20 protein-coding genes and 3 tRNA genes are annotated in these 22084 nt (G+C 70.4%); 10 read left to right on the top strand and 13 right to left on the bottom strand.

Features of this window, described 5'->3' with window-relative positions; genetic code table 11:
* Nucleotides 1-7: 7 nt before the first annotated feature.
* The 7 genes from GGE06_RS17325 to GGE06_RS17355 form a co-directional block, all read right to left on the bottom strand.
* Entirely contained in the window at nt 8-616 is a 609-nt protein-coding gene (locus tag GGE06_RS17325) for a response regulator transcription factor (RefSeq protein WP_184931202.1), read from the bottom strand.
* Nucleotides 613-1896 (bottom strand): sensor histidine kinase, encoded by a 1284-nt coding sequence (locus GGE06_RS17330; protein ID WP_184931203.1) that lies wholly within the window; start codon nt 1894-1896, stop codon nt 613-615. Before GGE06_RS17330 ends, GGE06_RS17325 begins: the two co-directional genes overlap by 4 nt.
* A 25-nt stretch (nt 1897-1921) precedes the next feature.
* Nucleotides 1922-2731 (bottom strand): ABC transporter permease, encoded by an 810-nt coding sequence (locus tag GGE06_RS17335; protein ID WP_184931204.1) that lies wholly within the window; start codon nt 2729-2731, stop codon nt 1922-1924.
* Nucleotides 2728-3672, bottom strand: coding sequence for an ABC transporter ATP-binding protein (locus tag GGE06_RS17340; RefSeq protein ID WP_184931205.1), 945 nt, complete (start codon nt 3670-3672; stop codon nt 2728-2730). The genes GGE06_RS17335 and GGE06_RS17340 overlap by 4 nt, the downstream gene beginning before the upstream one ends.
* Before the next feature lie 148 nt (nt 3673-3820).
* Nucleotides 3821-3893, bottom strand: a tRNA-Gly gene (locus GGE06_RS17345).
* Nucleotides 3894-3977: 84 nt separating this feature from the next.
* Nucleotides 3978-4049 (bottom strand) — tRNA-Gly (locus GGE06_RS17350).
* Nucleotides 4050-4183: 134 nt separating this feature from the next.
* Nucleotides 4184-4525: a histone-like nucleoid-structuring protein Lsr2 gene (locus GGE06_RS17355; protein WP_116159823.1), complete on the bottom strand. Its 342-nt coding sequence runs from the start codon at nt 4523-4525 to the stop codon at nt 4184-4186.
* A 365-nt stretch (nt 4526-4890) separates the two neighbouring features.
* On the opposite strand from GGE06_RS17355, the gene purS reads away from it, so the two are divergent.
* From purS to purL, 3 genes are read left to right on the top strand one after another with little or no spacing between them, the layout of a single operon-like run.
* Nucleotides 4891-5136 carry a phosphoribosylformylglycinamidine synthase subunit PurS gene (purS, locus tag GGE06_RS17360; RefSeq protein ID WP_017240564.1) on the top strand — a complete coding sequence of 82 codons (246 nt, stop codon included), beginning with the start codon at nt 4891-4893 and terminating at the stop codon, nt 5134-5136.
* On the top strand, nt 5133-5813 hold the full coding sequence (purQ, locus tag GGE06_RS17365) for a phosphoribosylformylglycinamidine synthase subunit PurQ (protein WP_116159822.1): 681 nt from the start codon (nt 5133-5135) through the stop codon (nt 5811-5813). The genes purS and purQ overlap by 4 nt, the downstream gene beginning before the upstream one ends.
* A complete protein-coding gene (purL, locus tag GGE06_RS17370; RefSeq protein ID WP_116159821.1) occupies nt 5813-8062 on the top strand; it encodes a phosphoribosylformylglycinamidine synthase subunit PurL in 2250 nt (749 codons plus the stop codon). The genes purQ and purL overlap by 1 nt, the downstream gene beginning before the upstream one ends.
* Before the next feature lie 66 nt (nt 8063-8128).
* On the opposite strand, the gene GGE06_RS17375 is transcribed toward purL, so the two are convergent.
* The gene (locus GGE06_RS17375; RefSeq protein WP_116159820.1) at nt 8129-8536 is read right to left on the bottom strand and encodes a nuclear transport factor 2 family protein; all 408 of its coding nucleotides are present in this window, start codon (nt 8534-8536) and stop codon (nt 8129-8131) included.
* Between the two features lie 66 nt (nt 8537-8602).
* Here GGE06_RS17375 and GGE06_RS17380 point away from each other — a divergent pair, with 66 nt between their 5' ends.
* The 4 genes from GGE06_RS17380 (at nt 8603) to purM (ending at nt 13131) form a co-directional block, all read left to right on the top strand.
* On the top strand, nt 8603-9391 hold the full coding sequence (locus GGE06_RS17380; RefSeq protein ID WP_116159819.1) for a maleylpyruvate isomerase family mycothiol-dependent enzyme: 789 nt from the start codon (nt 8603-8605) through the stop codon (nt 9389-9391).
* Nucleotides 9392-9430: 39 nt separating this feature from the next.
* Entirely contained in the window at nt 9431-10234 is an 804-nt protein-coding gene (locus GGE06_RS17385; RefSeq protein ID WP_116159818.1) for an META domain-containing protein, read from the top strand.
* A gap of 216 nt (nt 10235-10450) precedes the next feature.
* Entirely contained in the window at nt 10451-11977 is a 1527-nt protein-coding gene (purF, locus tag GGE06_RS17390; protein ID WP_116159817.1) for an amidophosphoribosyltransferase, read from the top strand.
* A gap of 86 nt (nt 11978-12063) precedes the next feature.
* Entirely contained in the window at nt 12064-13131 is a 1068-nt protein-coding gene (gene purM, locus GGE06_RS17395; RefSeq protein WP_116159816.1) for a phosphoribosylformylglycinamidine cyclo-ligase, read from the top strand.
* A 171-nt stretch (nt 13132-13302) separates the two neighbouring features.
* Here purM and GGE06_RS17400 read toward each other — a convergent pair whose 3' ends face one another.
* On the bottom strand, nt 13303-13557 hold the full coding sequence (locus tag GGE06_RS17400; protein ID WP_030685394.1) for a DUF3073 domain-containing protein: 255 nt from the start codon (nt 13555-13557) through the stop codon (nt 13303-13305).
* 290 nt (nt 13558-13847) lie between these two features.
* Entirely contained in the window at nt 13848-14939 is a 1092-nt protein-coding gene (locus GGE06_RS17405) for a Leu/Phe/Val dehydrogenase (RefSeq protein WP_184931206.1), read from the bottom strand.
* A 155-nt stretch (nt 14940-15094) separates the two neighbouring features.
* Between GGE06_RS17405 and GGE06_RS17410 the strand changes: the two genes are divergently transcribed.
* Together GGE06_RS17410 and bldC are read left to right on the top strand one after the other, a co-directional pair.
* Nucleotides 15095-15955: a DUF8083 family protein gene (locus tag GGE06_RS17410; protein WP_184931207.1), complete on the top strand. Its 861-nt coding sequence runs from the start codon at nt 15095-15097 to the stop codon at nt 15953-15955.
* Between the two features lie 559 nt (nt 15956-16514).
* Entirely contained in the window at nt 16515-16721 is a 207-nt protein-coding gene (gene bldC, locus GGE06_RS17415; RefSeq protein ID WP_003949541.1) for a developmental transcriptional regulator BldC, read from the top strand.
* Between the two features lie 341 nt (nt 16722-17062).
* Here the strand turns inward: bldC and GGE06_RS17420 are convergent, their stop codons facing one another.
* From GGE06_RS17420 to hrpA, 3 genes are all read right to left on the bottom strand, one after another.
* The gene (locus GGE06_RS17420; protein WP_116159814.1) at nt 17063-17278 is read right to left on the bottom strand and encodes a DUF6274 family protein; all 216 of its coding nucleotides are present in this window, start codon (nt 17276-17278) and stop codon (nt 17063-17065) included.
* A 126-nt stretch (nt 17279-17404) separates the two neighbouring features.
* Nucleotides 17405-17478, bottom strand: a tRNA-Asp gene (locus GGE06_RS17425).
* A 98-nt stretch (nt 17479-17576) separates the two neighbouring features.
* Nucleotides 17577-21551, bottom strand: coding sequence for an ATP-dependent RNA helicase HrpA (gene hrpA, locus GGE06_RS17430; protein ID WP_184931208.1), 3975 nt, complete (start codon nt 21549-21551; stop codon nt 17577-17579).
* Between the two features lie 112 nt (nt 21552-21663).
* Here hrpA and GGE06_RS17435 point away from each other — a divergent pair, with 112 nt between their 5' ends.
* Nucleotides 21664-22068: a hypothetical protein gene (locus tag GGE06_RS17435; protein WP_116159812.1), complete on the top strand. Its 405-nt coding sequence runs from the start codon at nt 21664-21666 to the stop codon at nt 22066-22068.
* Nucleotides 22069-22084: the final 16 nt, after the last annotated feature.

Consider the following 22084-nt stretch of genomic DNA (forward strand, 5'->3'; position numbering starts at 1 on the left):
CTGCTAACTATACCCATCCTTTGGAGCGTGCGAGACGCACCGCGGTGTGACGGTTCTCCGCGCCGAGCTTCGCGGCGGCCGAGGAGAGGTAGTTGCGGACGGTTCCGGGGGAGAGCGAGGTGCGTCGGGCGATCTCCGCGACGGGGGCTCCGTCGGCCGCGCATTCGAGCACTTCGGCCTCGCGCGCGGTCAGCGGAGAGTCCCCGGCGGCGATGGCCTCGGCCGCCAACTCCGGGTCCACGTAGCGGTTTCCGGCGTGGACGGTACGGATCAGCTCGGCGAGCCGCTGGGCGCTGACGGTCTTCGGGAGGAAGCCGCGGACGCCTGCGGCGAGGGCCCGCTTGAGGTGCCCGGGGCGGCCGTGACTCGTCACGATCATGGTGCGGCAGGAGGGGAGTTCGTCCCGGATCGATGTGGCGACCGTCACACCGTCCGCCCCCGGCATCTGGAGATCGAGCACCGCGACGTCGGGGCGGTGGGCCCGGGCCATGGCGAGCGCCTCGGGCCCGGTGGCGGCCTCGGCGACGACGACGAGATCGTCCTCCAGGGCGAGCAGGGCGGCGAGCGCGCCCCGGATGAGGTGCTCGTCGTCGGCGAGCAGCACCCGCACGGTCATGGGGTTCGTTCCTCCTGGGTCCCGGAGTTCGTGGCTTTCGCGGTCGTACGGGGAAGCGGCACGCGCGCCGTCACGCGGAACCCGTCCGGTCCCGAAGGGCCCGCGTCCAAGGTGCCGTCCACCGCGCCGAGCCGCTCCCGCAGCCCGGCGAGCCCGGAGCCCGCGCCGGCCGCCGGCCCGTCCCGTACGGCCAGGACCGCCGCCTCCGCGCCGTCGTTCTCGACGGTGAGCAGCACCCCTCCGGCCTCGGCCCGCAGGGCGATCGCACAGCGCCGCGCGTCGCCGTGCCGCAGGACGTTCGTCGTCGTCTCGCGGACGACCCAGCCGAGCGCCGACTGCACCCCGGCCGGCAGGTCGAGCGCGGGCGCGGTCACCTCGCACACGATCCCGGCCGCGCCGAGCACGCCCCGCGCGCCCTCCAGCTCGACCGCGAGGTCGGCCTCGCGGTAGCCGCGGACGACCTCGCGCACCTCGCGCTGGGACTCCCGGGCGATCCGCTGCACCTCGACCATCTGGTCCACGGCCGCCTCGCGGCCGCGCCGGGCGAGCTGGACGGCGAGCTCGCTCTTGAGGGCGATGACGGAGAGGTTGCGGCCCATGACGTCGTGGAGGTCACGGCCGAAGCGGAGCCGTTCCTCGGCGACGGCGAGCCGGGCCTTGAGCTCGCGGGAGCGCTCCAGCTCCTGGACGACGCGGAGCAGCCAGGAGGAGAAGCCGCAGGCCGTGGCGATGCCGCTGCCGCCGACGAAGATCGCGACGGCCGTGATGCCGGCCACGGCGGGGCCGGGGCCGAGGGTGGCGACGGGCGCGGCGGTGGCGAGGGCGGCCCCGACGACGACGTACAGCATGTGCCGGACGCGGTCGACGCAGAGGACGATCGCACCGACGGTGAAGGTGGTGGTGCCGCTGACGACGCTGCCGTCGACCCCGCCGTCGGGCAGCACACCGGCCGTCCACAGCGCGAGCACGAGGACGTTGGCGGCGGCGGTGGCGGAGCCGACGGCGACCGCGAGCCGGACGGGCGGCCGGGCCCGTCTGCCCGTGGTGTGGTCGAGGGCGCGGGAGGCGAGCACCGCGCACAGGACGGCGTGGGTGAGGACCCACAGGGCCGTTCCGGTGGCGGCCACCGGCCCGAGCGGGCTGCCCTTGGAGCCGGTCAGCGGGAGCACGCCGAGGGCGAAGAACTCGACCGGTACGAAGGAGTGGAAGGTCCACCGGGTGTAGAGCTCGACCTTTCCGGCGGTGCTGCGCCGGGACCACCAGCCCGTCATCGTGGTCATCCGACCCGTCCCCCTCCGACTTCCGCTAGCGCCGCGGTTCCCAGCGGAACCGGCGGCGGACCGCCCACCCCGTCACGACGCCCCAGGCCACTGTATGGAGCGCGGCGGTCAGCAGGTTCCCCGCGTGCGCGGTGCCGAGCCAGCCGGCCCGTACGAACTCCATCACGCCGCTGAGCGGCAGCAGTTCGGAGAGGTCGGCGGCGAGGCCGGGCAGGGTCTCGCGGGGGACGAAGAGCCCGGAGCCGAAGGAGGAGACGAGGAAGAGCGGGAGCGTGGTCAGGCCGGCGCTCTCGACGGTGCGGGTGATCGTGGTGGTGAGGGCGCCGAGTCCGGCGAGCAGGACGACGGCGGCGACGAGCCCGAGGAGCAGCAGGTCGGGGCGGGCGGGTGCGTCGGCGCCGAGGGCGGTGACGCCGGCGGCGACGAGGACCGCGCACTGGGCGAGGGAGATCGCGGCGGCCGGCAGGGCGGCGCCGACGAGGATCTCGGTGTCGCTCGCCTCCCCGGTCCGCAGCCGCTTGAGGACGAGCTCCTCGCGGCGGGCGACCAGGCTGGACGTGAGGCTCATGTAGACGACGACCAGCAGGATCATGCCGGTGCCGCCGACGAGGGTCGCCGGTCCGGCGCCGATGGCGAGGACCTTCGGGTCGAGTCCCCTGAGGGAGGAGCGCAGCAGGACGACCATCAGCAGGGGCATGACGGCCGCGATGAAGAGGGCGTTGCGGTTGCGGCCGAGGAGGGTGAGCTCGGCGCGGGCGAGGGCGGCGAGCCGGGTCCGGGTGGTGGACGGCCGGCCGTCGGCGCCGGTGTCGCGGGAAACGGTGGTGGTCGTCATCGGACTGCGGCCTCCTGGGCGGGGGTACGGGGGGTGGAGGTCTCCTGCGCGCGGGACGCGATGTCGAGGAAGGCCTCTTCGAGGGAGGCCGAGCGGGCGTCGAGTGCTCCGAGTCGGGTGCCGGTCTCGCGGGCCCAGTCGAGGAGTTCGCCGAGGTCGTCCTGGAGGGCGTGGGTGCGGATCTCCACCCGGCCGCCGTCGTCGGCCGCCCTCAGCCGCAGCGGGAGCCGGGCCGCGGGCACGTCGGCGGGCAGGGTGAAGCGGATCCGGGCGGGCTGGGCGGCGGTGACCTCGGCGGGGGTGCCGGAGAGCACGATCCGGCCCTGGTGCATGATCGCGAGCCGGTCGGCGAGCGACTCGGCCTCCTCCAGGTAGTGCGTGGTGAGCAGGACGGTGGTGCCGCCGGCGCGCAGGGCGCGGACGAGGTCCCAGGTGTCGCGGCGGCCCTCGGCGTCGAGTCCGGTGGTCGGTTCGTCGAGGAAGAGGACCTCGGGGCGGCCGAGGAGGGCGAGCGCGAGGTCGAGGCGGCGCCGTTCGCCGCCGGAGAGCTGCTTGACGCGGACCCGCTCGCGGCCGGTGAGGCCGACGGAGTCGAGGGCCTCCCCGGCGGGGCGGGCGCCGCTGGTACAGCCGGCCCACATCCGTACGGTCTCGGCCACGGTGAGGTCGGAGGGGAAGCCGCCCTCCTGGAGCATGACCCCGATGCGGGGGCGGACGGCGGCCCTTTCGCGGTACGGGTCGTGGCCGAGGACCCGGACGGTGCCGCGGGTCGGGGCGGCGAGGCCCTCCAGGAGTTCGACGGTGGAGGTCTTCCCGGCCCCGTTGGTGCCGAGGAGGGCGAAGACCTCGCCGCGCGGGACGGTGAGGGAGATGCCGGCCACGGCCTCGTATCCGCCGGAGTAGGTCCGGCTCAGGTCGGTCGCCTCGATCGCTGGAGTCATGGCTCCAGGGTTTCGCCGCTCTGCGCGCCCGGGCAGTGCGCGCTGTCACCGGTCCCGCTGACAAATGTCATGAGGGGGGAGCGGGGAGAGAGGGTGGGGATACGACGAAGGCCCCGGTTCCTGAGAACCGGGGCCTTCGTACTCCCTGAGCGGACGACGAGATTCGAACTCGCGACCCTCACCTTGGCAAGGTGATGCTCTACCAACTGAGCCACGTCCGCATTGCTACCGGTCAGCTTTCGCTGCTCGGTGCGAGCACCACTCTACCTGATCCACCGGAGTGGTCGGTAACGCGTTTCTCGCAGAGCGGGTGACAGGGATCGCACACTGCGCCTTCCCCCTGGAAGGGGGCTGTTCTGCTACTGAACTACACCCGCACGCTGCTGGGGACTCGGCTTTTCGGCCTCGCCCCTCGGCGTGATCCAGACTCTACCGGATCATGGGGGGTGCAATGCAAATCGCCTCCGGCCCCGGTCGGAGCCGGGGGTGCACCCCCCCGGTGGCCGCCCGGTCAGCTCGCCGCGCGGAAGGCCTCGTAGACGCGCTTCGGGATCCGGCCGCGGGCGGGCACGTCCATCTTGTTGGACTGGGCCCAGGCGCGGACCGCCGCCGGGTCGGGGGCGAGGGCGGTGTGCGTGTACGAGGTGACGGGGGTGCCGCGGCCGGCCGTCACGCGGGCCGGCAGCTTGCGGCCGGCGGCGAGGTAGGGCGCGAGGGCCTTGCGGAGTTTCTTTGCATTGGCAGCATTCAGGTCGATCTCGTACATCTTCCCGTCAAGGCCGAACGCGACCGTTTCAGCCGCTTCTCCGCCGTCGATGTCGTCGGAGAGAGTGACCACCACACGCTGAGCCACGGATATCGGTCCTTTCCTGCGGCCACCGGGGCCGGTAGGGCGCTTGTGGCGCCCCTGACGTGCGGCGATGCCGACCGTACGGCTGTGCCGGGACAATGCTGCTTTCTTCTGGATTCCTTTGTACAGCGGCAGGCGTCGCATTGTGAAGCCCTGTCAATTGTTTCAGCGTGTCCCGGTGCAATGCGGTCCGCAATATTTCACTGGAATTTTGCGGGGAGCGTGTGTCGGGTGCGTGGAGGGTGTTCGTGTGACGCACACCGCTCTGAACCGGGCTTTTGTAGGATCCTTCAGATCTCTACCCGCGTAGAATTTGGAGGCAGGTACGCTGAGGGAACCGCCCACGCAACACACCACCGGGAGTGCCAGTGGCACGCGTCGTAGTCGACGTCATGCTCAAGCCGGAGATCCTCGACCCTCAGGGGCAGGCGGTGCAGCGTGCACTGCCCCGCCTGGGATTCGCCGGAATCGCCGACGTCCGTCAGGGGAAGCGCTTCGAGCTGGAGGTGGAGGGACCGGTCGACGACGCCGCCCTCGCCCGCATCCATGAGATGGCCGAAACCTTCCTTGCCAACACCGTGATCGAAGACTTCATCGTGAAGGTGGAGTCGTGACCGCACGCATCGGCGTCGTCACGTTCCCCGGAACGCTCGACGACCAGGACGCGCTGCGTGCCGCCCGCCTCGCGGGCGCCGAGCCCGTGTCGCTCTGGCACCGGGACAAGGACCTCAAGCAGGTCGACGCCGTGGTCCTCGCCGGCGGTTTCTCCTACGGCGACTACCTGCGGGCCGGAGCCATCTCCCGCTTCTCGCCGGTGATGGAGTCGATCATCGAGCAGGCGAAGGCGGGCATGCCCGTCCTCGGCATCTGCAACGGCTTCCAGATCCTCACCGAGGCCCACCTGCTGCCGGGCGCGATGCTGCGCAACAACCACCTCCACTTCATCTGCCGCGACCAGAAGCTGCGGGTGGAGAACGCGGAGACCGCCTGGACCTCGGACTACACCGAGGGCCAGGAGATCGAGGTCCCGCTCAAGAACATGGACGGCCGGTACGTCGCCGACGAGCGCACGCTCGACGAGCTGGAGGCCGAGGGGCGGGTGGCCTTCCGCTACCTGGACGTGAACCCCAACGGCTCCCTGCGCGACATCGCGGGCATCACCAACGCCGCGGGCAACGTGGTCGGCCTCATGCCGCACCCGGAGCACGCCGTCGAGCCGCTGATCGGCACCGGCAAGACGGACGGCCTCGGTTTCTTCACCTCGATCCTCAAGAAGCTGGTCAACGCCTGATGAGCCTCGACACCGTCAAGCACGCGAGCGAGACGCCGGACAGCGAGCAGCCCTGGAAGGAGCTCGGCCTCAAGGAGGACGAGTACGCGCGCATCCGCGAGATCCTCGGCCGCCGTCCCACCGGCGCCGAGCTCGCCATGTACTCCGTCATGTGGTCCGAGCACTGCTCCTACAAGAGCAGCAAGGTCCACCTGAAGCAGTTCGGCGAGAAGACCCCCGAGAACGACGCCATGCTCGTCGGCATCGGCGAGAACGCGGGCGTCGTCGACGTCGGCCAGGGGTACGCGGTCACCTTCAAGGTCGAGTCGCACAACCACCCCTCGTACATCGAGCCCTACCAGGGCGCGGCCACCGGCGTCGGCGGCATCGTCCGCGACATCCTCGCCATGGGTGCCCGCCCGGTCGCGGTCGTCGACCCGCTGCGCTTCGGCGCGGCCGACCACCCCGACACCAAGCGCGTGCTGCCCGGTGTCGTCGCCGGCATCGGCGGCTACGGCAACTGCCTGGGCCTGCCGAACATCGGCGGCGAGGTCGTCTTCGACTCCTGCTACCAGGGCAACCCGCTGGTCAACGCCGGCTGCATCGGCGTGATGAAGCACGAGGACATCCACCTCGCCAAGGCCTCCGGCCCCGGCAACAAGGTCATCCTGTACGGCGCCCGCACGGGCGGCGACGGCATCGGCGGCGTCTCGGTCCTCGCGTCCGAGACCTTCGACGACACCAAGCCGGCCAAGCGCCCCGCCGTCCAGGTCGGCGACCCCTTCCAGGAGAAGCTCCTCATCGAGTGCACCCTGGAGATCTTCAAGGAGAAGCTCGTCGCGGGCATCCAGGACCTCGGCGGCGCCGGGCTCTCCTGTGCCACGTCCGAGCTGGCCTCCGCCGGTTCCGGCGGCATGCGGGTCGACCTGGAGAAGGTGCACCTGCGCGACGCGACGCTCTCTCCCGAGGAGATCCTCATGAGCGAGTCGCAGGAGCGCATGTGCGCGATCGTCGAGCCCGAGCACGTCGACCGCTTCCTCGAGATCTGCGAGAAGTGGGACGTCATCGCGGTCGTCATCGGTGAGGTGACGGACGGCGAGCGCCTGGAGATCTTCTGGCACGGCGAGCAGATCGTCGACGTCCCGCCGCGCTCCGTCGCCCACGAGGGCCCGACCTACCACCGGCCGTTCGCGCGCCCGGACTGGCAGGACGCGCTCCAGGCCGACGACGCCGGCAAGCTGCCCCGGCCGCAGGACGGCGCCGAGCTGAAGGACCAGGTCCTCAAGCTCGTCTCCTCCCCGAACCAGGCCTCGAAGTCCTGGATCACGGACCAGTACGACCGGTTCGTGCAGGGCAACACGGTCCTGGCGCAGCCCGAGGACGCGGGCATGGTCCGCATCGACGAGGAGACCAACCTCGGCGTGGCCATGGCGACCGACGGCAACGGCCGGTACGCCAAGCTCGACCCGTACACGGGTGCGCAGCTCGCGCTCGCGGAGGCGTACCGCAACGTCGCCGCCTCCGGTGCGAAGCCGCTGGCGATCTCGGACTGCCTGAACTTCGGTTCGCCCGAGGACCCGGCCGTGATGTGGCAGTTCGCCGAGGCCACCCGTGGTCTCGCGGACGGCTGCCTCCAGCTGGGCACCCCGGTGACGGGCGGCAACGTCTCCCTCTACAACCAGACCGGTGAGGTCGCGATCCACCCGACGCCCGTCGTGGCCGTCCTCGGTGTGATCGACGACGTCAACCGCCGCACCCCCATCGCCTTCGCGGAAGAGGGCCAGCTCCTCTACCTGCTCGGCGACACCAAGGAGGAGTTCGGCGGGTCCGCCTGGTCCGAGGTGATCCACCAGCACCTCGGCGGCATGCCGCCGGCCGTGGACCTCGACCGGGAGAAGCTGCTCGGCGAGATCCTGATCTCGGCCTCGCGCGACGGCATGATCGACGCGGCGCACGACCTGTCCGACGGCGGTCTCGTGCAGGCGGTCGTCGAGTCCTGCCTGCGCGGCGGGAACGGCGCGCGCCTGGTCGTCCCGGAGGGCCTGGACGCCTTCACGTTCCTCTTCAGCGAGTCGGCGGGCCGTGCGGTCGTCGCCGTCCCGCGCAGCGAGGAGCTCCGCTTCACCGACATGTGCGGTGCGCGGGGTCTGCCGGCGACCCGGATCGGTGTCGTCGACGGCGACGCGGTGGACGTGCAGGGCGAGTTCACGCTCTCCCTCACGGAGCTGCGCGAGGCGCACGAGGCGACGATCCCGGGCCTGCTGGTCTGATCCGACGCCGTATCCGTACGGAATCGAGCCCCCGCCCTCGCCCGGGCGGGGGCTCGAACGCCTTTCTCAGGCCTGGGAGTAGAAGGCGTCGAGCTCGGTGATGTCCTCGACGCACTCGTCGACGTCCGAGACCTTGCCTCCGATGATCGTGAAGAACATGGCGCCGTTCATCTCGATCCCGCGATCGCCGTGTTCGGCGTAGAACTTGTGGGTCGAGATCACATGGCCACGGCCGTCGGGGTAGACGCCCCCCAGCTCGACGCGCATGGTGCCGGCGGTGTACTCGAACATCTCGCCGAACATGGTCAGGACGTTGTCGCGGCCCTTGAAGTGCCCGCCGAACCGGGTGCTGCCGGGGGCGTGGTGGGTACAGTCGCTGGTCATGGTGGCACCGAGTGCCTCCATGTCACCCTTGCCGAACGCTTCGTAGCCCCGGCGTATCAGGGCCGCGTCGGGGTGCTCGTGATGGGTCATGGTCCCGTCGCCTGCTTTCGCTGCGAGTGGCTCCGTTCCTTCCAGTCTCGGGGCTAGCCTCGGGCCATGCCACCTGCCAAGAAGCGCGCCCGCAGTTACGACTCCGCCAAGACCAGGGCGGCCGTCCTCGCCCAGTTCCGGCACGTACGGGAGGCGGTGACGGCGCTGACGCCCGAGCAGCTGGACGGGCCGACCCGGCTCGGGGAGTGGACCGTACGGGACCTGGCGGCGCACCTGACGATGGTGCTCGCGTCCCTGACCCGGAGGCTCGCGGAGCCCGAGCCGGAGAAGCGGGAACTCGCCCTGGTCGACTGGCCCCTGGCCACGGCGACGGCGGCGGGAAGCATCGACGAGGACACCCGGGCGATCGACGCGGGCGACCTGCCGGCGCTCTACGCGGAGACCCTCGCACGGTACGAGGAGGCGATCGGGGCCGTCTCCGACGAGCGGCTCGTCCCGACGCGCTTCGGCGCGATGCGGCTCGGGGACTTCCTCGTGACCCGGACCGTCGAACTCGTCGTCCACACCGACGACCTGAACGCGGCGACCGGCGCCGACGTCCCGTACGACCGCCAGGCCCTCGCGGCCTGCACCCGGCTGCTCGCCGACGCGCTCGCGCAGAAGGCGCCGGGCGGGGCGGTCGAGGTGCGGATCCCGCCGTACGCGGTGGTGCAGTGCGTGGAGGGCCCCCGGCACACCCGGGGCACCCCGCCGAACGTGGTGGAGACGGACCCGCTGACCTGGCTCAGGCTCGCCACGGGCCGTACGGAGTGGGCGGCGGAGCTGGACGCGGCCCACGTCGGCGCGAGCGGCGAGCGGGCGGACCTGAAGGCCCTGCTGCCCCTGATGGGGTAACCGGCGGAACCGTACGGCCGCTCCCTCCGTCCCATCGGCATGCCGAAGCCACGCGCACACGCCGTCCTGGTCCCCCTCCTCCTGCTCACGGCCTGCGGTACGGGAGGAGGGGCGGGGAGCGGTGCGGGAGAGCCCGACCTGCCGGTCGCCGGCACGTACTGGACGGTCGACGCGGTCACGGTCGACGGCGTCAGGTCCGTCGCGCCCGACGGAGCGCGCGTCGACTTCGGGGAGAAGGACTTCGTCGGGGGGAACGCCGGCTGCAACACCTTCGGCGCCCCCGTCCTGCTCCGGGGCGACACCCTCACCGTCACCCAGGCCGAGGTGACCGGCATGGCCTGCTCCGGCGACCGGGGGCGCTTCGAGACGGAGTTCCTGAAGGTCTTCTCGGGCCCGCTGAAGGGGACGATGAAGGGCGACGGCCTGCGGCTCGCCTCGGCCGACGGGCGCAACAGCGTGGAGCTGACCACCGAGTCGGCCGTCCCGCTGCGCGGCACCACCTGGAAGATCGACGGGCTGGTCTCGAAGGACACGGCCTCCTCCCTGCCCGCCGGCAGCGGGGCCAAGGCGCGGTTCACGGTCGGCGCCGACGGCCGGGTCACCGGGAACCTGGGCTGCAACAACTTCTCCGCGCACGCCCGCGTCGACGAGAAGGCCCGCACCCTCACCGTCGAGGGCCCGGCGGCGACGACCCGGATGATCTGCACGCCCCCGCAGATGACGCTGGAGACGCGGCTGTACGAGCTCCTCGACGGCCCGCTGACCTATCGGCTGAACCACCGAACGCTGACCCTCACCGACGCCTCCGGAGAGGGCCTCACGGCGACCCCGAGCGCCCGCTGAGCTGCCACCGACTGCGGCGTCCGTCACATCGCGGGACCACCCCGGGCCTGGTACGAGCGTCCGCTCTCCGGGGCCCGGGGGCCGGAATCCCTTACCCCGCCTGCTTCGTAGGCCCCTCCAAGCCAGAGTTGATCATTTCGTGCGATCGCACGAGGGCCGCCACCTCCACATTTCCTCAATTCGGACCAGTGGTCGAGCCCGTCTACACTCGGAAACGTGCCACGCGGAGACGGTCGACTCAATCACGATCTGCTCCCCGGTGAGAAAGGCCCCCAGGACGCTTGTGGCGTCTTCGGTGTCTGGGCTCCGGGTGAAGAGGTCGCAAAGCTCACGTACTTCGGGCTCTACGCCCTCCAGCATCGGGGCCAGGAATCCGCGGGAATCGCGGTAAGCAATGGCTCCCAGATCCTCGTCTTCAAGGACATGGGACTCGTCTCCCAGGTCTTCGACGAGACTTCTCTCGGTTCCCTCCAGGGTCATATCGCGGTCGGTCACGCCCGCTACTCGACCACCGGGGCTTCCACGTGGGAGAACGCGCAGCCGACGTTCCGGGCGACCGCCCAGGGCTCGATCGCGCTCGGCCACAACGGCAACCTGGTGAACACGGCGCAGCTCGCCGAGATGGTCGCGGACCTCCCCAAGAAGGAGGGCCGGACCAACCGGGTCGCTGCCACCAACGACACCGACCTGGTCACCGCGCTCCTCGCGGGCCAGGTGGACGAGGACGGCACGCCGCTCACCATCGAGCAGGCGGCCGCGAAGGTCCTCCCCGAGGTCCGGGGCGCCTTCTCCCTCGTCTTCATGGACGAGCACACGCTCTACGCGGCCCGTGACCCGCAGGGCATCCGCCCGCTGGTCCTCGGCCGTCTGGAGCGCGGCTGGGTCGTCGCGTCCGAGTCCGCCGCCCTCGACATCTGCGGCGCCAGCTTCGTCCGCGAGGTCGAGCCGGGCGAGATGATCGCGATCGACGAGAACGGCATCCGCACCTCGCGATTCGCGGAAGCGAAGCCCAAGGGCTGTGTCTTCGAGTACGTGTACCTGGCCCGCCCGGACACGGACATCGCCGGACGGAACGTGTACCTCTCCCGCGTGGAGATGGGCCGCCGCCTCGCGAAGGAGGCGCCCGTCGAGGCCGACCTGGTGATAGCGACGCCGGAGTCCGGCACCCCCGCCGCCATCGGCTACGCGGAGGCCTCGGGCATCCCCTTCGGCGCCGGCCTGGTGAAGAACGCCTATGTCGGGCGCACCTTCATCCAGCCCTCCCAGACCATCCGCCAGCTGGGCATCCGGCTGAAGCTGAACCCCCTCAAGGAAGTCATCAAGGGGAAGAAGCTCGTGGTCGTCGACGACTCGATCGTCCGCGGCAACACCCAGCGCGCCCTGGTCCGGATGCTCCGCGAGGCCGGTGCGGCCGAGGTCCACATCCGGATCTCCTCGCCGCCGGTCAAGTGGCCCTGCTTCTTCGGCATCGACTTCGCGACCCGCGCGGAGCTGATCGCCAACGGGATGTCGGTCGACGAGATCGGCAAGTCGCTGGGCGCGGACTCGCTCTCGTACATCTCCCTGGAGGGGATGATCGAGGCGACCACGATCCAGAAGCCGAACCTCTGCCGTGCCTGCTTCGACGGCGAGTACCCGATGGAGCTGCCGGACCCCGAGCTGCTCGGCAAGCAGCTCCTGGAGACCGAGCTGGCCGCCGGCCCGGCCGCCACCGCGGCCTCCGACGCGCTCCGTCGCCCGTAAGACCCCCACCGCCCGTGCCGCGACCCGCGGCACGGGCGGTACGAGCAGCACGAGCTGTAGTACGACGACACGAAAGTTCTCACCCCATGACTGAGACCACCGGTGCCTCCTACGCGAGCGCGGGCGTCGACATCGAAGCGGGCGACCGCGCCGTCGAGCTCATGAAGGAGTGGGTGAAGAAGACGCAGCGCCCCGAGGTCCTCGGTGGCCTCGGCGGCTTCGCCGGCCTCTTCGACGCCTCCGCCCTCAAGCGCTACGAGCGTCCGCTGCTCGCCTCGGCGACCGACGGCGTCGGCACGAAGGTCGACATCGCCCGCCAGATGGGCGTGTACGACACGATCGGCCACGACCTGGTCGCGATGGTCATGGACGACATCGTCGTCTGCGGCGCCGAGCCGCTCTTCATGACCGACTACATCTGCGTCGGCAAGGTCCACCCCGAGCGCGTCGCCGCCATCGTCAAGGGCATCGCCGAGGGCTGCGTCCTGGCCGGCTGCGCCCTGGTCGGCGGCGAGACGGCGGAGCACCCGGGCCTCCTCGGCCCGGACGACTTCGACGTCGCCGGCGCGGGCACGGGTGTCGTGGAGTACGACCGGCTGCTCGGCGCGGACCGCATCCGTACGGGGGACGCGGTCATCGCCATGGCGTCCTCGGGCCTTCACTCCAACGGGTACTCGCTCGTCCGCCACGTGGTCTTCGACCGCGCCGGCATGACCCTCGACCAGCAGGTCGAGGAGCTCGGCCGGACGCTCGGCGAGGAGCTCCTGGAGCCCACGAAGATCTACTCGCTGGACTGCCTGGCCCTCACCCGGACCACGGACGTCCACGCCTTCAGCCACATCACGGGCGGCGGCCTGGCCGCCAACCTGGCCCGGGTCATCCCGGACGGGCTGCACGCCACGGTCGACCGCTCGACCTGGACGCCGGGTGCGATCTTCGACCTGGTCGGCAAGGCCGGTCAGGTGGAGCGCCTGGAGCTGGAGAAGACCCTGAACATGGGCGTCGGCATGATGGCCGTCGTGCCGGCCGAGTCCGTGGACGTGGCCCTGGCGACCCTGGAGGACCGCGGGGTCGAGGCCTGGGTCGCGGGCGAGATCACCGAGCGCGGGGCGCACACGACGGGCGCTGAGCTGGTCGGGACGTATTCAAATTAGAGGCGTCGCGAAGTAAGTCTGACGTCGAAGGCGGGGCGCTCCTGGGGGGCGCCCCGCCTTCGACGTATCCGCTCTCGGCACCATCCCTACGCGGACAGCATCCCTCCGCGGACAGCACAGAAACCCGGACGGGTGACCCCGGTCCGGGTTTCGGTGTTGCGATTCAGAAGGTCAAGCGCGACGCGGGGACGAGCTCGGACCGGACTCGTCGTCCTCGTCCTCGTCGTCCGTGTTGTAGAGATCCGCGTACTGGGCGTACGGGTCGTCTTCCTCGTCGTCGTCCTCGAACGGCTCGCCATTCGGCGGCTGGCTCGAAGTCGAAGCGCCCAGCTCATTGGCCAGACGCGTCAGGTCTGTCCCGCCGCTGCTGTACTTCAGCTGGCGGGCGACCTTGGTCTGCTTGGCCTTTGCCCGGCCGCGCCCCATGGCTCGACCCCCTCGGTGACGGGGCTCTTCGGCCCCAGAGTCTTGACACGCGTTCATGATTCGGAACGGACTCTCGACAGAGAGACCGATCCGTAGGGCTTCAACGGTACCTGTTTCCGTGGGTCTACGGTACGCCGCGCGCATCACATACCCCGGTACAGAACCTTCGAGGTGCCCTTTCCTCGCTGGTCAATCGCGATTTTAACCTCTTCTTGAGCGCCGACCCGCCGATGGGCGTGAGCGAAGTCTCGCCCGGCGGCGGGCCGGCCCTCCGTACTGCCGGGCGCGGATCAGGCGCGGCGGGCGTCCGCCATGCGCTGCTCGGCGATCCGGTCGGCCGCGGCGGCCGGCGGAATGCCGTCGGACTTCGCACGTGCGAAGATCTCCAGGGTGGTGTCGAAGATCTTCGTGGCCTTCGCCTTGCAGCGGTCGAAGTCGAAGCCGTGCAGCTCGTCGGCGACCTGGATCACGCCACCGGCGTTGACCACGTAGTCGGGCGCGTAGAGGATGCCGCGCGCCTCCAGGTCCTTCTCGACGCCCGGGTGGGCCAGCTGGTTGTTGGCCGCGCCGCAGACGATCTTCGCGGTGAGGACCGGGACGGTCTCGTCGTTCAGGGCGCCGCCCAGCGCGCAGGGCGCGTAGACGTCGAGGCCCTCGACGCGGATGAGCGCGTCGGTGTCGGCGACCACGGTGACCTGCGGGTGCTTGTCGGTGATCCGGCACACCGACTCCTCGCGCACATCGGTGATCACGACCTCGGCGCCGTCCTCCAGGAGGTGCTCGACGAGGTAGTGGCCGACCTTGCCGACGCCCGCGACGCCGACCTTGCGGCCGCGCAGGGTCGGGTCGCCCCACACGGTCTGCGCGGCGGCGCGCATGCCCTGGAAGACGCCGAAGGCGGTGAGGACGGAGGAGTCGCCGGCGCCGCCGTTCTCGGGGGAGCGGCCGGTGGTCCACTGGTTGGTGCGGGCGACGACGTCCATGTCGGCGACGTAGGTGCCGACGTCGCAGGCCGTGACGTACCGGCCGCCGAGGGAGGCGACGAAGCGGCCGTAGGCGAGGAGGAGCTCCTCGGTCTTGATCTGCTCCGGGTCGCCGATGATGACGGCCTTGCCGCCGCCCAGGTCGAGTCCGGCCATGGCGTTCTTGTACGACATGCCGCGCGACAGGTTGAGCGCGTCGGCGATCGCCTCGGCCTCGGTGGCGTACGGGTAGAAGCGGGTGCCGCCGAGGGCGGGGCCCAGGGCGGTGGAGTGGAGGGCGATGACGGCCTTGAGGCCGGTGGCGCGGTCCTGACAGAGCACGACTTGCTCGTGGCCACCCTGCTCCGAGTGGAACAGGGTGTTGAGTACGTCGACAGGAACGCCGGTCACATCGGTCACGGTGGTGACTCCCAAGTACGAAGCGGCGGTTGCGGCCCTCCCTGTGGGTGGGGGAGGACCAGATCGGGAAGAGAGTAAGTCCTACCTGGGCGTAGATCGGCCGCAGTGCTCAGGATCACCCCCTCCCGGAGTACCTCCGTGGAAGGATTTGCGACATGTCGGTCGCCTCCACGGTCCCCGTTCCCTACGCGTCCTATCTGCGGGTGTACGAGCCGCTGGCCGCGTTCCCCGAGCCGGAGCGGTCCCACTGGGCCCGGTACGCGCGCCGGGCCCGCATCCCGGGGGCGCAGGAGGAGCTGCGCCGCTCGCTCGCGGACCTGCTGCCGACGCCCCCGGTGCCGGTGCCGGTCCACGAGAGCGGGGAGGCCTTCGTGGCGCATCTGGACGGGGTGGTGGTGATCTGCCCGTGGCGGACCCGGCTGCGCGGCTGGCTGGCCCTGGAGGAGCTGACGGCGGGCCCGTACCCGGCGTCGGTGCTGGACGCGATGCTGCCGCCGGTGGTCCGGGCGCAGGTGGCGGGCGACTACGAGCGCTGGCTGAGCCGGAACCCGGACGCCCGGCCGTGGATCCGCACCGGGGTCTGGCAGGTGCCGCTGCGCTGGTTCTCGCTCTTCGGGGACGAGGACCGGGAGTACGAGCCGGGGGAGTCCGGGAGCACGGAGGCGGGCCGGGCGCCGGTGCTGCGGTACCGGACGACGATGGCGCAGGCGCGGCGGCGGCTGGCGCGGGCGCTGAAGGCGCTGCGGGAGTCGATCGACGACGGTCCGATGACGGAGGGTCTGATCGAGGTGGGGCGCTGGCTGGAGGAGTTCCATCCGCGGGCGCTCGTGGAGCTGGACTTCGGCGGTCTGGTGCACGTGATGCCGGCCGGGTGGCTGGCGGAGGACCGTTCGGCGGCGCAGCTGGCGGAGGGGATCGCCGCGTTGCGGGCGGGGGACGGCGAGGCGGCGAGCGAGGTGTACGGGCGGCTCGCGGAGCGCTGGCGGAAGGTCAGGGACCTCCGTTACGCGAACTGACATCAGCCGGACAAGTTCGTCAGGTAGGTATCGACAAGACATGTCCGGCGGGTGTAAATGATCTTGAGGGTGTGGCCGGTTTCCGTTGGCCGGGTCTTTCGCACCGATGGGGTGAGGTCGTTGGTCCTGATCCGGGCCTTTGGCTCAAGCGTGACGGACAGCACGTAACGCACTCTTGCGTCCATCACCCACCCTCGTGCCAAAATAGGACAAGGAGTCCGGGGAGGGTTCCTTCCGCCCAAGTTCGGGCGGAACGCTCAGCATTGCACTCTATGGGGGGTCTGAGGACTCCTGATCGCTCTGTGACTGATCGTCACAGTGGCGTGACTGTCCGTTATGGCATGGTCAGTCGACTTCCGCCGCTGATGAACACCTGCGAGGGCAATTCCATCGGTTTGGCCGACGCGGCTGGACGGATGGTGTAGTTGTAGTGCCGAGGACAAGCCGTTCGTCCTATAACCGACTCGGCCCGCTTCTGCCATTTCGGGCAAGGCGGGTCAAGGTGCAGAATTTAGAGGAAAGAACCGAGATTGGTTCGGTTCTCCCGAGGAGGCCGCTCATGACCGCTCGCACCCCTGATGCCGAGCCGCTGCTGACCCCTGCCGAGGTTGCCACGATGTTCCGCGTGGACCCGAAGACGGTGACCCGTTGGGCCAAGGCCGGCAAGCTCACGTCCATCCGCACCCTGGGTGGGCACCGCCGGTACCGCGAGGCCGAGGTTCGCGCTCTGCTGGCGGGTATTCCGCAGCAGCGCAGCGAGGCCTGAGGTCGCGCAGAACCACGCAGGACCCTGCAACACCCCGTAACACCGGGCCCGTCCGGATCCCCCAATCCGGTCGCCCACCCCTAGTACTGCCGACGGGCTCCTGCCCCAACAGGTCTCCGTCAACGATCGCGCTGGACTCCGCCGGGTCCAGCGCGATCTTTTTTGTGCCCCGCGCCACACTCTCTCCAGGGTGGTGCAATTGCACATATTAAATCCGGGTGGTGTAGGGAGGGTGTAAGTGCAGGGGTTTCTGAAACTCTTTCAGTGACACCCGTCACACTGACGAAGTCTTGCCAAGAAACAGCCTCCCACTTCGCGGAACGCCGCCAACCGGCCGTTGGTCATGGGTCGGTGGGACTTTCGTCCCCCGTGGCGTCCCCCATGGCGTCCTCGGTGCCGTCCGCCGGCTCCTCGGTCTCCGGGACCTCCATGGCGAGCCGCAGGAGGCGATGGCAGACCGCGCACTGACGGGTGAGGTGTCCGTACCGCGAAGCGGCCGCCAGATGGGCGCGCAGCAGCGCGCGAGTGTCGTGCCGAGCTGCGGACGCCGCGGCCATGCGCGACCACCTCCGGTGTGGGCCCCCGATTCCCTGAAGTCCGGGGTACCGGCGGGCGCGCGGTCCCGTCAAGACACGGGAACACAACGAAGGCCCGCATCTCGCGATGCGGGCCTTCGTGAAAAGCGACTCTGACGGGACTTGAACCCGCGACCTCCACCTTGACAGGGTGGCGAGCTAACCAACTGCTCCACAGAGCCTTGCTCGCAGCCCCTCGTGAGCGGCTGCGAGACAGACTGTACAGCAGGTCAGGGGGTCTGGTCGAACTCACCGACGGCGAGGTCCCGCGCACGGATCTCTACGGGGCCGCCGCGTCGATCGCCTTCACGATCCGCTTGTCCGAGATCGGGTACGCCGTCCCCAGCGCGTGCGCGAAGTAGCTCACCCGCAGCTCCTCGATCATCCAGCGGATGTCGGTGACCTCCGAAGGCACCGGACGCCCCTTCGGAAGCTGCTCCAGGAGCCAGGCGTACTCGTCCTGCATCTCCTGGACCTTCTCCATCCGGGTGGTGTCCCGCTGGACCCCGGTGGGCATCTGCTGGAGCCGCCGGTCCACCGCCACCAGGTAGCGCATCAGGTCCGGGAGCCGCTTCAGGCCCGTACGGGTGACGAAGCCGGCCGGCATCAGCCAGGCGAGCTGCGCCTTCACGTCGGTCAGGTTGTTGATCAGGGCCAGGCTGTTCGTCGACTTCAGCCGGCGCTCGCACGCCTGCCAGGCCGCCAGGATCTGCTGGACCTGGCCCACCGTCCGCACCGTCGTGTCGACCAGGTCCGCGCGGACCCGGTCGTACAGCTTCCGGAAGGACTCCTCGTCCCAGGCCGGGCCGCCGTGGTCCGCGATCAGCTTGTCGGCCGCGGCGGTCGCGCAGTCGTCGAAGAGGGCCTGGATCGAGCCGTGCGGGTTCGACGACAGGGCCAGCTTCTGCTGGTTGGTCAGCTTGTCCGAGGCGAACTTCGCCGGGTTCACCGGGATGTTCAGCATGATCAGCTTCCGGGTGCCCCGCCACATCGCCTGCGCCTGCTCGGCCTCCGAGTCGAAGAGCCGCACGGCCACCGCGTCGCCCTCGTCGACCAGCGCCGGGTACGCCTTGACCGGCTGCCCGCCCCGCTTGGTCTCGAAGACCTTCGTGAGCGTCCCGATCGTCCAGTCCTTGAGCCCCGTGCGCTCCAGGGAGGGCCCGGAGCCGTCCGGGCCGCCCGTCGCCGCCGCGGCGGCCTTGGAGAGCGCCTGACGGGCCTTGGGGCGCAGCTTCAGGCGCAGCGTCTCCAGGTCCTTGTCCTCGGCCAGCTTCCGGCGCCGCTCGTCGACGATCCGGAAGGTCACCTTGAGGTGCTCGGGGACCTTCGCCCAGTCGAAGTCCCCGTCCGTCACCGGGACGCCGACCATCCGCTGGAGCTCCCGCGCGAGCGCACCCGTCAGCGGCTCCTGGACGGGAACCACGGAGTCCAGGAAGCGGGTCGCGAAGTTCGGCGCCGGCACGTAGTGGCGGCGGATCGGCTTCGGCAGCGAGCGGATCAGCTCCGTGACGACCTCCGTGCGCAGACCCGGGATCTGCCACTCGAAGCCCTCGTCGGTCACCTGGTTGAGCACCTGGAGCGGCACGTGGACGGTCACGCCGTCCGCGTCCGCGCCCGGCTCGAACTGGTACGTCACCCGGAACTTCAGCGCGCCCTGGCGCCAGGAGTCCGGGTAGTCGTCCTTGGTGACCGCGCCGGCCTTCTCGTTGATGAGCATCTCGCGCTCGAAGTCGAGGAACTCCGGCTCCTCGTGGCGCTTGTGCTTCCACCAGGAGTCGAAGTGGGCACCGGACACGACGTGTTCGGGGACGCGCTTGTCGTAGAAGTCGAAGAGCGTCTCGTCGTCGACGAGGATGTCCCGGCGCCTGGCCCGGTGCTCCAGCTCCTCGACCTCGGTGAGGAGCTTGCGGTTGTCCGCGAAGAACTTGTGGTGGGTGCGCCAGTCGCCCTCGACGAGCGCGTTCCGGATGAACAGGTCGCGGGAGACCTCCGGGTCGATCCGCCCGAAGTTCACCTTGCGGTCGGCGACGATCGGGACGCCGTACAGCGTCACCTTCTCGAAGGCCATCACGGCCGCCTGGTCCTTCTCCCAGTGCGGCTCGCTGTACGTCTTCTTCACCAGGTGCTGCGCGAGCGGCTCGATCCACTCGGGCTCGATCCGGGCGTTCACCCGGGCCCAGAGTCGCGAGGTCTCCACCAGCTCGGCGGACATCACGAAACGCGGGGGCTTCTTGAAGAGCGCGGAGCCCGGGAAGATCGCGAACTTGGCGTTCCGCGCGCCCAGGTACTCGTTCCGGCCGCCACCCTCGCGCTTCGGATCCCGGCCGCTGTCCTTGTTCTCCTTCACGTCCTTCAGGCCGACGTGGGAGAGCAGTCCGGACAGCAGGGAGACGTGCACGGACTGCTCCGGCGCGTCCTCCTCGTTCAGGTGGATGCCCATCTGCTTCGCGACCGTCCGCAGCTGGGCGTAGATGTCCTGCCACTCGCGGATCCGCAGGAAGTTCAGGTACTCCTGCTTGCACATCCGGCGGAAGGAGCTGGAGCCGCGCTCCCGCTGCTGCTCGCGGACGTACCGCCACAGGTTGAGGAAGGCGAGGAAGTCGCTCGTCTCGTCCTTGAACCGGGCGTGCTGCTGATCGGCCTGCGCCTGCTTGTCGGACGGCCGCTCGCGCGGGTCCTGGATGGACAGCGCCGCCGCGATCACCATGACCTCGCGGACACAGCCGTTCTTGTCGGCCTCCAGGACCATCCGGGCGAGCCGCGGGTCCACGGGCAGCTGGGACAGCTTCCGGCCCTGCTGCGTCAGCCGCTTCTTCGGGTCCTTCTCCGTCGGGTCGATCGCGCCGAGCTCCTGGAGGAGCTGCACGCCGTCCCGGATGTTGCGGTGGTCCGGCGGGTCGATGAAGGGGAACTTCTCGATGTCGCCGAGGCCGGCCGCGGTCATCTGGAGGATGACGGAGGCCAGGTTGGTGCGGAGGATCTCCGCGTCCGTGAACTCCGGGCGGGTGAGGAAGTCGTCCTCGGAGTACAGCCGGATGCAGATGCCGTCCGACGTACGGCCGCAGCGGCCCTTGCGCTGGTTGGCGCTGGCCTGGCTGACCGGCTCGATCGGCAGCCGCTGCACCTTGGTGCGGTGCGAGTAGCGGGAGATGCGGGCGGTGCCCGGATCGATCACGTACTTGATGCCGGGGACGGTCAGGGAGGTCTCGGCGACGTTCGTCGCGAGGACGATCCGGCGGCCGGAGTGCGCCTGGAAGACCCGGTGCTGCTCGGCATGGGAGAGCCGGGCGTAGAGAGGAAGGATCTCGGTGTTGAAGAGCTTCTTCTTCAGCAGCGCGTCCGCCGTGTCGCGGATCTCGCGCTCGCCGGAGAGGAAGACCAGGACGTCGCCGGGCCCTTCCTTCTGGAGCTCGTCGACGGCGTCGCAGATCGCGGTGATCTGGTCCCGGTCCGACTCCTCCGAGTCCTCCTCCAGGAGGGGCCGGTAGCGGACCTCGACCGGGTACGTGCGCCCGCTGACCTCGACGATCGGGGCGTCGCCGAAGTGGCGGGAGAAGCGCTCGGGGTCGATCGTCGCCGAGGTGATGACGACCTTGAGGTCGGGGCGCTTCGGCAGCAGCTGGGCCAGGTAGCCGAGCAGGAAGTCGATGTTGAGGGACCGCTCGTGGGCCTCGTCGATGATGATCGTGTCGTACGCGCGCAGCTCGCGGTCCGTCTGGATCTCGGCGAGCAGGATGCCGTCCGTCATCAGCTTCACGAAGGTCGCGTCCGGGTTCACCTGGTCGGTGAAGCGGACCTTCCAGCCGACGGCCTCGCCCAGCGGGGTCCTCAGCTCCTCGGCGACGCGCTCGGCGACCGTACGGGCGGCGATCCGGCGGGGCTGGGTGTGCCCGATCATGCCCCGGACGCCCCGGCCCAGCTCCAGACAGATCTTCGGGATCTGCGTGGTCTTGCCGGAGCCCGTCTCACCGGCGACGATCACGACCTGGTGGTCGCGTATCGCCTCCAGGATCTCGTCCTTCTTCTGCGAGACGGGCAGCTGCTCGGGGTACGTGACCGCGGGCACGCGGGAGGCGCGCCCGTCGACGCGCTCCTTGGCCTTGGCCGCCTCGGCGGCGATCTCGTCCAGGACGGCCGCGCGGGCCTCGGGCTTGCGGATGCGGCGGGCGCCTTCGAGACGGCGGCCGAGCCGGTGGGAGTCCCGCAGCGAGACCTCGGCCAGGACGGACTGGAGGGCGGCGAAGGAAGTAGACATACGGGATCCAGGATCGCACCTGCGGACGAGAAGCGGCGAACCGATTTACGAAGGGGGCGGAGCGGCCGTGCGTAGTATTTCGGGCATCTGGCCCGGACCGGAGAGGTTTCGCATGTTCCGCACCACCCGCGCGCCGGCGGTGCTCGCCGCGCTCCTGGGCCTGGTGCTGGGGCTCCTGACCTGCGGGGCCTTCGCCCCGAGCGGTACGGCTCCGGGCCCGGCCCGGTTCGCCGGTACGGCCTCGGCCGCGGTCCCCGTCGCCGACACGGCCCCCGTCGTCCTCGGTGCCGCCGTGCCCGGCTGCGACCCGGGCCACCCCGCCGACGAAGGGGCCGGAGGTCCCGTCGTACCGCCGCGCGCGCACGGCTTCGCCGAGCTGCTGCCGGCACTGGCCGCCGACCGGGCGGTGCCCGGGGTCCGGCAGCCGGACCCCTGCGACCCGGCCGCGCCGCCGGGCCGGGAGCCACCCGCGCGCGTGCCCCGGTCTCCCGTGGAGCTGTCGGTCCTGAGGGTGTAGACGGACGGCCGCCTTC

Origin of the sequence: Streptomyces nymphaeiformis (assembly GCF_014203895.1) — a bacterium.
Classification (GTDB): Bacteria; Actinomycetota; Actinomycetes; order Streptomycetales; family Streptomycetaceae; genus Streptomyces; species Streptomyces nymphaeiformis.

What these genes read in the sequence shown, in the direction of transcription:
- GGE06_RS17325 (WP_184931202.1), bottom strand. Translation starts at nt 616, where the DNA reads ATGACCGTGCGGGTGCTGCTCGCCGACGACGAGCACCTCATCCGGGGC.
- GGE06_RS17330 (WP_184931203.1), bottom strand. Translation starts at nt 1,896, where the DNA reads ATGACCACGATGACGGGCTGGTGGTCCCGGCGCAGCACCGCCGGAAAG.
- GGE06_RS17335 (WP_184931204.1), bottom strand. Translation starts at nt 2,731, where the DNA reads ATGACGACCACCACCGTTTCCCGCGACACCGGCGCCGACGGCCGGCCG.
- GGE06_RS17340 (WP_184931205.1), bottom strand. Translation starts at nt 3,672, where the DNA reads ATGACTCCAGCGATCGAGGCGACCGACCTGAGCCGGACCTACTCCGGC.
- purL (WP_116159821.1), top strand. Translation starts at nt 5,813, where the DNA reads ATGAGCCTCGACACCGTCAAGCACGCGAGCGAGACGCCGGACAGCGAG.
- GGE06_RS17375 (WP_116159820.1), bottom strand. Translation starts at nt 8,536, where the DNA reads ATGACCCATCACGAGCACCCCGACGCGGCCCTGATACGCCGGGGCTAC.
- GGE06_RS17380 (WP_116159819.1), top strand. Translation starts at nt 8,603, where the DNA reads ATGCCACCTGCCAAGAAGCGCGCCCGCAGTTACGACTCCGCCAAGACC.
- GGE06_RS17385 (WP_116159818.1), top strand. Translation starts at nt 9,431, where the DNA reads ATGCCGAAGCCACGCGCACACGCCGTCCTGGTCCCCCTCCTCCTGCTC.
- purM (WP_116159816.1), top strand. Translation starts at nt 12,064, where the DNA reads ATGACTGAGACCACCGGTGCCTCCTACGCGAGCGCGGGCGTCGACATC.
- GGE06_RS17400 (WP_030685394.1), bottom strand. Translation starts at nt 13,557, where the DNA reads ATGGGGCGCGGCCGGGCAAAGGCCAAGCAGACCAAGGTCGCCCGCCAG.
- GGE06_RS17410 (WP_184931207.1), top strand. Translation starts at nt 15,095, where the DNA reads ATGTCGGTCGCCTCCACGGTCCCCGTTCCCTACGCGTCCTATCTGCGG.
- bldC (WP_003949541.1), top strand. Translation starts at nt 16,515, where the DNA reads ATGACCGCTCGCACCCCTGATGCCGAGCCGCTGCTGACCCCTGCCGAG.
- GGE06_RS17420 (WP_116159814.1), bottom strand. Translation starts at nt 17,278, where the DNA reads ATGGCCGCGGCGTCCGCAGCTCGGCACGACACTCGCGCGCTGCTGCGC.
- hrpA (WP_184931208.1), bottom strand. Translation starts at nt 21,551, where the DNA reads ATGTCTACTTCCTTCGCCGCCCTCCAGTCCGTCCTGGCCGAGGTCTCG.
- GGE06_RS17435 (WP_116159812.1), top strand. Translation starts at nt 21,664, where the DNA reads ATGTTCCGCACCACCCGCGCGCCGGCGGTGCTCGCCGCGCTCCTGGGC.